The organism is Pseudomonas sp. D(2018), from assembly GCF_005502555.1.
In the GTDB taxonomy this organism is placed as follows: domain Bacteria; phylum Pseudomonadota; class Gammaproteobacteria; order Pseudomonadales; family Pseudomonadaceae; genus Metapseudomonas; species Metapseudomonas resinovorans.
This window is the reverse complement of sequence record NZ_SCOK01000097.1, coordinates 1-8,206: the sequence shown is the minus strand read 5'-3', so window position 1 is coordinate 8,206 and position 8,206 is coordinate 1. Positions and strand designations below refer to the sequence as shown.

General features: G+C 65.4%; 9 protein-coding genes. 5 read left to right on the top strand and 4 right to left on the bottom strand.

Going from position 1 to position 8,206, the window contains the following annotated elements; genetic code table 11:
• The first annotated feature begins 221 nt into the window (after window positions 1–221).
• The 5 genes from FFS60_RS28115 (at window position 222) to FFS60_RS28095 (ending at window position 2,921) form a co-directional block, all read left to right on the top strand.
• Window positions 222–389, top strand: a complete 168-nt coding sequence (locus FFS60_RS28115) for a rubredoxin (protein ID WP_028626917.1) — start codon at window positions 222–224, stop codon at window positions 387–389.
• Between the two features lie 154 nt (window positions 390–543).
• Window positions 544–711, top strand: coding sequence for a rubredoxin (locus FFS60_RS28110; protein ID WP_028626916.1), 168 nt, complete (start codon window positions 544–546; stop codon window positions 709–711).
• Window positions 712–782: 71 nt separating this feature from the next.
• Window positions 783–1,931 (top strand): NAD(P)/FAD-dependent oxidoreductase, encoded by a 1,149-nt coding sequence (locus FFS60_RS28105; protein WP_137823847.1) that lies wholly within the window; start codon window positions 783–785, stop codon window positions 1,929–1,931.
• A gap of 188 nt (window positions 1,932–2,119) precedes the next feature.
• Entirely contained in the window at window positions 2,120–2,392 is a 273-nt protein-coding gene (locus tag FFS60_RS28100) for an HU family DNA-binding protein (protein WP_016495401.1), read from the top strand.
• A gap of 136 nt (window positions 2,393–2,528) precedes the next feature.
• On the top strand, window positions 2,529–2,921 hold the full coding sequence (locus FFS60_RS28095; protein WP_137823846.1) for a helicase: 393 nt from the start codon (window positions 2,529–2,531) through the stop codon (window positions 2,919–2,921).
• Window positions 2,922–3,032: 111 nt separating this feature from the next.
• Here the strand turns inward: FFS60_RS28095 and FFS60_RS28090 are convergent, their stop codons facing one another.
• From FFS60_RS28090 to FFS60_RS28075, 4 genes are all read right to left on the bottom strand, one after another.
• Window positions 3,033–4,439, bottom strand: coding sequence for an HDOD domain-containing protein (locus FFS60_RS28090; protein ID WP_137823845.1), 1,407 nt, complete (start codon window positions 4,437–4,439; stop codon window positions 3,033–3,035).
• 91 nt (window positions 4,440–4,530) lie between these two features.
• Window positions 4,531–6,606 (bottom strand): ATP-dependent DNA helicase RecG, encoded by a 2,076-nt coding sequence (gene recG, locus FFS60_RS28085; RefSeq protein WP_137823844.1) that lies wholly within the window; start codon window positions 6,604–6,606, stop codon window positions 4,531–4,533.
• On the bottom strand, window positions 6,603–7,541 hold the full coding sequence (locus FFS60_RS28080; protein WP_028626911.1) for a hydrogen peroxide-inducible genes activator: 939 nt from the start codon (window positions 7,539–7,541) through the stop codon (window positions 6,603–6,605). The genes recG and FFS60_RS28080 overlap by 4 nt, the downstream gene beginning before the upstream one ends.
• 87 nt (window positions 7,542–7,628) lie before the next feature.
• Window positions 7,629–8,206: energy transducer TonB (locus FFS60_RS28075; protein WP_137823843.1), on the bottom strand; the 578-nt coding region annotated here is incomplete at its 5' end.

The window sequence follows — 8,206 nt, the reverse complement described above, 5'->3', positions numbered from 1 at the left end:
TGGAGCTGGGCGGCAGTGAGCGAACGGGGCGGATGGACGAGTGCGGCGTGGGGCACGGGCGGGGCTTGGGCGATGGAAGACGGCGCAGATTAGCACGGCCTTTGCCCGTCGGCTGCCTCTTGCCCGTTGGCGGGATAAACCAGTACAAAGCGCCCCTGAGGTGACCGGAACGCCCACGAGAGGCGACGGTTCGAGAACGCCAGATCGTGGAGAAAAGAATGATGAAGAAATGGCAATGTGTGGTGTGTGGCCTGGTCTACGACGAGTCCCAGGGCTGGCCGGATGACGGCATCGCCGCTGGCACCCGCTGGGAAGACGTCCCGGCAGACTGGATCTGCCCCGACTGCGGCGTGGGCAAGCTGGATTTCGAGATGATCGAAATCAACTGATCCTGTCTCAGCCCCGAACAAGCCGACTCCGTGTCGGCTTTTTCGTGTCCGCAGGATGGGCCTATCCTCTGTCTGGACTGGTCCGGTGGCGCTTGGCGGTCGCCGGTCGATTGGAGTAGGTTCAGTACGGTTATCCGCGCCGGCGGAGGTGGTCATGCGTAAGTGGCAGTGCATCGTCTGCGGATTCATCTATGACGAGGCGGAGGGGCTACCCGAAGAGGGCATCGCCCCCGGTACGCGCTGGGAAGACATTCCGCCGGACTGGGTCTGCCCCGATTGCGGCGTCGGCAAGATCGATTTCGAGATGATCGAAATCGCCTGATATCCGTTATCCAACCCCATTCAAGCGGCGGCCCATGGGCCGCCGCGTCGTTTCATGAGCAGGAGTGAGCAATGAGTGCACCCGTGGTGATAGTCGGCACCGGCCTGGCCGGTTACAACCTGGCCAAGGAGTTTCGCAAGCTGGATAGCGAAACCCCGCTGTTGTTGATCAGCGCCGACGACGGTCGCTCATACTCCAAGCCCATGCTCTCCACCGGTTTTGGCAAGAACAAGGATGCCGATGGCCTGGCCATGGCCGAGGCCGGTGCCATGGCCGAGCAGCTCAAGGCGGAAGTCCGTACCCACACCCGTATCACCGGCATCGACCCGGGTCACCAGCGCCTGTGGATCGGTGAGGAGGCCGTGCCTTATCGCGACCTGGTGCTGGCCTGGGGCGCAGACACCATCCGCGTGCCGGTGGAGGGTGACGCCCAGGATGCGGTCTTCCCGATCAATGACCTGGAGGACTACGCGCGCTTTCGCATTGCCGCCGCCGGCAAGCGCCGGGTGCTGATCCTGGGTGCCGGCCTGATCGGCTGCGAATTCGCCAACGACCTCAGCCTGGGTGGTCTGGAGGTGGAGTTGGTGGCGCCCTGTGAGCAGGTGATGCCGGGCCTGCTGCATCCGGCTGCTGCCGCGGCGGTGCAGGCTGGGCTCGAAAGCCTGGGGGCACGCTTCCACCTGGGGCCGGTATTGGCGCGCCTGGACCGCAGTGACGTCGGACTGGACGCGCTGCTTTCTGACGGCACCCGTATTGCCTGCGACCTGGTGGTGTCCGCCGTTGGCCTGCGCCCACGTACCGAGCTGGCTGCTGCCGCGGGTTTGGCCGTGAACCGTGGCGTGGTGGTGGACCGCCAGCTGCGCACGTCCCACAGCAACATCTACGCCCTGGGTGATTGCGCCGAAGTGGATGGCCTCAACCTCCTCTATGTGATGCCGCTGATGGCCTGTGCCCGGGCGCTGGCGCAGACCTTGGCGGGCAACCCCACTGCGGTGGCTTACGGCCCGATGCCGGTGACGGTGAAAACCCCGGTGTGCCCGCTGGTGGTGTCGCCGCCGCCCCGTGGCACGGATGGCAGCTGGACCGTGGAAGGCTCTGGGGCGGACATCAAGGCGCTCTGCCGTGATGCCGCCGGCGGCCTGCTCGGGTATGCCCTGACGGGGGCTGCCGTGCAGGAGAAATTGGCCCTGAACCGTGAGCTGCCGCCGCTTCTGGCATAAATGTCAGCCCTTCTGTCGGATTAGTCCTTCTGTTCTTTCGGAATTCCCGCTGAGGACACTGGCGCAGTGCCAATTGGCGTGCCATCCTCCCCGTGGTTTGCCGCGGCGCAGAGCCGTTGCGGCGCCTTGGGCGCTGTTCTGGAAGGACAGCACGGACACAAAAACAACAAACCGTCAAAGAGGCATCTATGCGTAAACCGGAACTCGCCGCCGCTATCGCCGAAAAGGCCGATCTAACCAAGGATCAGGCCAATCGCGTACTCAATGCGGTGCTCGAAGAAATCACCAACGCGCTGAACCGCAAGGACAGCGTAACGCTGGTGGGCTTCGGCACCTTCCTGCAACGTCACCGTGGTGCCCGCACTGGCAAGAACCCGCAGACGGGGCAGCCGGTGAAGATCAAGGCCAGCAACACCGTTGCCTTCAAGCCGGGCAAATCGCTGAAAGAAGCTGTGAACTAAGCTTCTTCTGCCCGGAGCCGGGGAGGTTCCGGGCAGTTCACCCGTCCTTTCGCTGCGCCCTCCTTTGGCTGGCTGTAGTCCCGCCGGCAAACCGCTACAATGCGCCGCTTTCTCAACCCTTTGAGGCCGTGCGCGCATGAAATTCCGCTTTCTTCTCTGGATGCTGGGCCGCCTGATGACCAAGGCGAGCCGTGACAATGCCGAGTTCCAGCAGCAGCTGGCGGGCAAGGACCTGGTGTTCCAGCTGCACACCCTGGACGGCAAGATTGCCCGTCACTTCATCGTCAAGGACCAGCGAGTGGTCAGCAAACGCGGCACCGCCAGCGCGCCTGCCTTCGCCATCGGCTTCAAGGACGGCGCCTACGGGTTCGCCACCATGAGCGCGAAGAACAAGCAGCTGGCCTTCATGCAGGGTATCCAGAACAAGGACATCCAGATCCAGGGCAACCCGGCGCTGGTGATCTGGTTCCAGGGTCTGACCAAGCACCTGGTGCCGAAGAAGAAGGTTGCCGAGAAGAAAGCGGCCTGACGCTTTCCTTCTCCTCCCGATGCTGGGCTGAAGCCCAGCCCACGGAAGTTCCTGACGGGACAAGGGCATGAAAAAGGGGCGCCACTGGCGTCCCTTTTTCATGCCTGCCGATCAGTGCGGCGTATTGAACTGGGAGGCCAGCTCACGCAGCGCCGCTTCGGCCTGTAGCACTTTGCTCACTGCTTCTTCGGCCTTCTCGCGGGTTATGCCCAAGGCCTCGAAGAGATCGTCGGGAATCACCACTTCCGGGCCGGAGCCGATGCCGCGGTTACGCAGCAGGCTGACCGCTAGGCACACCAGGTTCGGGTAGGCGGCATTGTCGCTCTGGTAGTCCGGGTCGTGCTGGAAGCGCAGGGCGGTGTAGAGCTCTTCCGGCATATCCCAGAAGCGCATCAACCAACTGCCGATCTGCTCGCGGGTAATGCCCAGCAGGTGCTGCTCGACGTAGCTGTGGGGCAGGTGCGGGTTGACTTCCAGGTGCCGGCAGATCAGCGAGAAATGCGGCGGGAAGACATGGGCCAGCACCAGGTAGCCGAAGTTGTGCAGCAGGCCGGCAAGGTAGGTCAGTCCGGTTTCCGGGCGCTGGGCGCGCGGCATGGCGCGAGTCAGGCCTTCGATCACCGCGGCGGTATAGATCGCCTGTTGCCAGTAGGGCGTGGCCTGCTGCGGCTGGTCCTTGGGCAGGCTCAGGGATTTGCCGAGGGCCAGGCCGAGGGCGAGGTTGATCACCAGGTCGAAGCCCAGCACACGGACGATGGCGTCTTCTACCGAGCGGATCTTGCCGGGAGCGGCGTAGTAGGGCGAGGCGGCCCAACTGACCACCTGGGCAGCCAGGGCCGGGTCGGTTTCCACCACGCCGGTGATGTCTTCCACGGTGGCGTTGGGGTCGACCCGCAGCTTGATGATTTTCTGCGCGGATTCGGCCAGCGGAGGAATTTCGATGGTCTCTTCCAGGCGTTGCTGGATACGGCGGGCGGTGAACGCCTGCACAGCCTGGGTGATCTCGGCGCGGTCGTCGGCCGGGCGATCGAGGTTCGGGCGGATCGCCGCCACCGGCTCACCGAAGCGTGCGGCGCTGGCTTTGCTCAGCAGGCCACGGAAGTCTTCGCTGGCCAGTTCCAGCAACACGCCGGGTTGACCTGACTCCACCAGCAGGCGTGGCTCCTGCAGCAGTCGCTCGTCATACAGGCAGGGTGAGCTGGTCAGCGGCGGAAGGCCTGGCAGGGCGCCCAGTTGGTGCTTGCCGAGCATGCGCTCGAGGCGCTCGGGCTTGACCGCCACCAGCTTGCGGCCAGTGAGTTCGGCGAGGCGATTGAGGTCGAGCAACTGGCTGCGCGGGAAAAGCACCAGGAGGGCGCCGACGGCGTCTTCCAGCAACACCGACTGGACCCGCTGCGCAGCGGGCAGGCCCGGGTGCTCCAGGCGCACCTGGAAAGCCAGGCCGAGCTTATCGAGTAGCTGCACTATCACTTCGGGCGGTTGTGGCGAGGAATCCGGGGCGAGGGCGACTTCGGTCATGGCAGCATCCAGCTTTGAATTTTTCTGCCCGGAGTATAACGAGCAGGTTGTAAGAGATCGGCGCGAGGCGACAGTTGAGCTGTGAACTGCATCACACTTGGCCGTACTGTTGGCCGTGACGCAACCAGCGCTCCAATAGTGGACTGACATGCTGTGGCCAATGGGCCAGCAGGGCCTGTGCGGCGTCGCGAACAGCCGGCAACAGGTCGGCGTCGCGCATCAGGTCGGCCACCTTGAACTGCAGCAGGCCGGTCTGGCGGGTGCCGAGCATTTCGCCGGGACCGCGCAGTTCCAGGTCCTTCTCGGCGATGACGAAGCCGTCGCAGGTTTCGCGCATGATTGCCAGGCGCTCGCGGCCGAGTTGCGACAGCGGTGCGTGGTAGAGCAGCACGCAGTGGCTGGCGGCGCTGCCCCGGCCGACGCGACCGCGTAGCTGGTGCAACTGGGCCAGGCCCAGGCGCTCGGGGTTCTCGATGATCATCAGGCTGGCGTTAGGCACGTCTACGCCCACCTCGATCACAGTGGTGGCCACCAGCAATTGCAGCGCGCCAGCCTTGAACTCGGCCATCACCGCAGCCTTTTCGGCGGGCTTCATGCGCCCATGGATCAGGCCGACACGCAGCTCGCCCAGAGCTGAAGAGAGTTCTTCGAAGGTGGTTTCCGCTGCCTGGCAGGTCAGCTCCTCGGATTCTTCGATCAGGGTGCAAACCCAATAGGCCTGGCGGCCTTCGAAACAGGCCGCGCGGACCCGCTCGATCACCTCGATGCGGCGGCTGTCGGCCACCAGCACGGTGTTCACCGGGGTGCGGCCAGGGGGCAGTTCGTCGAGGATGGAGGTGTCCAGGTCGGCATAGGCGCTCATGGCCAGTGTCCGCGGAATGGGGGTAGCGGTCATGATCAGCTGGTGCGGGCAGAGGCGGCCGTCCACGCCTTTCTGGCGCAGGGCCAGGCGTTGCTGGACGCCGAAACGGTGCTGCTCGTCGATGATCACCAGGGCCAGGCGCTTGAACTTCACTTCGTCCTGGAATAGCGCGTGGGTGCCGACGACCATTGGCGTACCGCCGGCGATCTGCTCCAGCGCGGAGGCGCGGGCCTTGCCCTTGAGCTTGCCGGCGAGCCAGGCGACTTCGATGCCCAGCGGCTGCAGCCATTTGCTGAAGTTGACGTAGTGCTGCTCGGCGAGGATTTCGGTGGGTGCCATCAGCGCCACCTGATAGCCGGCTTCCAGGGCCTGCAATGCGGCCAGGGCGGCGACCACGGTCTTGCCAGCGCCGACATCGCCCTGCACCAGGCGCAGCATGGGTTCCTGCTGGGCCAGGTCGTAGGCGATCTCAGCGCCGACGCGCTGCTGGGCACCCGTGGGCTTGAAGCCGAGGTTGGCCAGGTACTGGGCGGGCAGCTTGCGTGCTGGCGGCAACTGCGGTGCGTGCTGGGCGCGCAGGCTTTCGCGCAGACGCTGCAGCGACAATTGGTGGGTCAGCAGTTCCTCGAAGGCGAGGCGCTGCTGGGCCCAGTGCTGGCCTTCGGCGAGCTCTTCCAGGTCGGCATCCGGCGGCGGCCGGTGCAGGTAACGGATGGCATCGTCGAGGGAACCCAGGTGATAGTCGCGGGCCAGTTCCTTGGGCAGCCAGTCCGGCAGGCTGTGCGGGCCGAGACGGGCCAGGGCAAGCTGGCTGAGGTTGCGCAGGCGCTGCTGGGTAAGGCCCTCGGTGGTGGGGTAGATCGGCGTCAGGGTCTGTTCGACCGGCGGCGCCTCATCGCCCGAAAGGGAGCGGTATTCCGGGTGGTAGATCTCCAGTCCGGTGGCGCCAGGGCGAACTTCGCCGTAGCAGCGCAACTGGGTGCCGCGTTTGAGCCCTTCCTTCTGCGCCTGGCTGAAGTGGAAGAAGCGCAGGCTGAGGGTGCCGGTCCCGTCCTGCAGGCGTACCAGCAGACTGCGCCGGCGACCCATGACCACATCGGCGCCGCCGACTATGCCTTCGACCACCGCATCCTGCCCCGGGCGCAGCTCGCCAATAGGGGTGATGCGGGTGCGATCCTGGTAGCGGGTGGGCAGGTGGAAGAGGATGTCCTGCAGGTTCTCCAGGCCGACCTTGGCGAGCTTCTCAGCCAAGGCAGCCCCCACGCCCTTGAGCGCGGTAACGGAGACTTGGGCCAGCTCGGTCATGCCGGCTGCGGTTCGCCCTGGGTTTTCGGGTGGGCCACCGAGCAGAGGCGGATGGAGTCCGCCAGCACTTCAATGGCGCGCGGACGCGGGAAGCTGGCACGCCAGGCGATGGCCACGGTGCGGAAGGGCACCGGCGGGGTCAGCGGGCGAATCTCGATCACGCCAGGGGCGTAGTGGTGGCTGTCCACTGCGGAGAAGGGCAGGATCGACACGCCGAGACCGGATGCGACCATGTGCCGGATGGTTTCCAGGGAGCTGGATTCCACCGTGGTGTGCTTCGCGCTGTCTTCGCCGCCCTTGCGCAGGCTCGGGCAGGCTTCCAGCACCTGGTCGCGGAAGCAGTGGCCTTCGCCCAGCAGCAGCAAGCTCTTGTCGTTGAGCATCTCGCTGTCGATGGACTCGCGCTCGGTCCAGGGGTGCCCGAATGGCAGCAGCACGTAGAAGGGTTCGTCGTAGAGCGGCTTGGTCAGCACGTCGGCTTCGGCGAAGGGCAGGGCGATGATGATCGCGTCCAGTTCGCCGGTGCGCAGCTTGTCGCGCAGGATGTGGGTGAAGTTCTCTTCGATGTACAGCGGCATCTGCGGGGCGACCCGGTGCAGCTGCGGAATAAGGTGTGGGAAGAGGTAGGGGCCGACGGTGTAGATGGCGCCCACCTTGAGCGGCGCGGCCAACTGGTTCTTGCCGGCCTGGGCCATCTCACGGATGCCCTGTGCCTGTTCCAGGACCTTCTGTGCCTGGGTAACGATGCCCTCACCAACGGGCGTCAGGCGTACTGCGCTCTTGCTGCGCTCGAAGATAAGCACGCCGAGCTCGTCTTCCAGCTTTTTCACCCCGACCGACAGGGTCGGCTGGCTCACATGGCAACGCTCGGCGGCACGGCCGAAGTGCTGTTCCTGGGCGAGGGTGACGATGTAGCGCAGTTCAGTGAGGGTCATAGCATTTTTCCATTGAGGTCCGGCAAGCATAGCGGCTGGAGTCAATGGAACCAAGCGCCTGCGCGGGGTGGCGCAGGCGCTTGGGAGTCAGCGGCGGTCCAGCGAGTAGACGAAGGGCGCGACCACTTCCAATGAGCCGTTGTTCAGCAGCTCCGGCGGGGGAGGCGGCAGCGGTTGGGCGCGGCGGATCATCTCCAGGGTGGCGCGATCCAGCGAGGCACTACCGGACTTGCCGACCAGGGAATAGGAGATCACCTTGCCTTCAGCGTCGACCACGAAGCGCAGGCGGTTGACCCCTTCGAAGCCGCGACGGCGGGCATCGTCCGGGTAGCGCTTGTAGCGGGCCAGGTGGCTGAGCAGCTTGCTCTGCCAGGTTGGCTTGGCGTCCGACGGTGCGCTGGCGGCGGCCTGCTGCTGGGCGGCTGGCTTGGTGTCGCTCGGGGTCGGGGTGGTCGGCGCGGCAACGCTTTCCTTCACGCTTTCGGTTTCCCGCGGCTTCTCGGGCTTGGGCTCAGGCGGCTTGGGTTTCGGCGGCTTGGGTTTCGGCGGCTTGGGCTTGGGTTTCGGCTTGGGCGCGATGGCGATCTTCGGCTTGGGCGCTTCCACCAGCTTGGGCAGCGGCTCGGGCTCGGGCTCGACCTGGGGAGGCGGCGGCGGTGCTGGTT

Bases quoted from the DNA above. Each gene is read 5' to 3' on its own strand.
- FFS60_RS28115 (WP_028626917.1), top strand. From the start codon at position 222: ATGAAGAAATGGCAATGTGTGGTGTGTGGCCTGGTCTACGACGAGTCC.
- FFS60_RS28110 (WP_028626916.1), top strand. From the start codon at position 544: ATGCGTAAGTGGCAGTGCATCGTCTGCGGATTCATCTATGACGAGGCG.
- FFS60_RS28105 (WP_137823847.1), top strand. From the start codon at position 783: ATGAGTGCACCCGTGGTGATAGTCGGCACCGGCCTGGCCGGTTACAAC.
- FFS60_RS28100 (WP_016495401.1), top strand. From the start codon at position 2,120: ATGCGTAAACCGGAACTCGCCGCCGCTATCGCCGAAAAGGCCGATCTA.
- FFS60_RS28095 (WP_137823846.1), top strand. From the start codon at position 2,529: ATGAAATTCCGCTTTCTTCTCTGGATGCTGGGCCGCCTGATGACCAAG.
- FFS60_RS28090 (WP_137823845.1), bottom strand. From the start codon at position 4,439: ATGACCGAAGTCGCCCTCGCCCCGGATTCCTCGCCACAACCGCCCGAA.
- recG (WP_137823844.1), bottom strand. From the start codon at position 6,606: ATGACCGAGCTGGCCCAAGTCTCCGTTACCGCGCTCAAGGGCGTGGGG.
- FFS60_RS28080 (WP_028626911.1), bottom strand. From the start codon at position 7,541: ATGACCCTCACTGAACTGCGCTACATCGTCACCCTCGCCCAGGAACAG.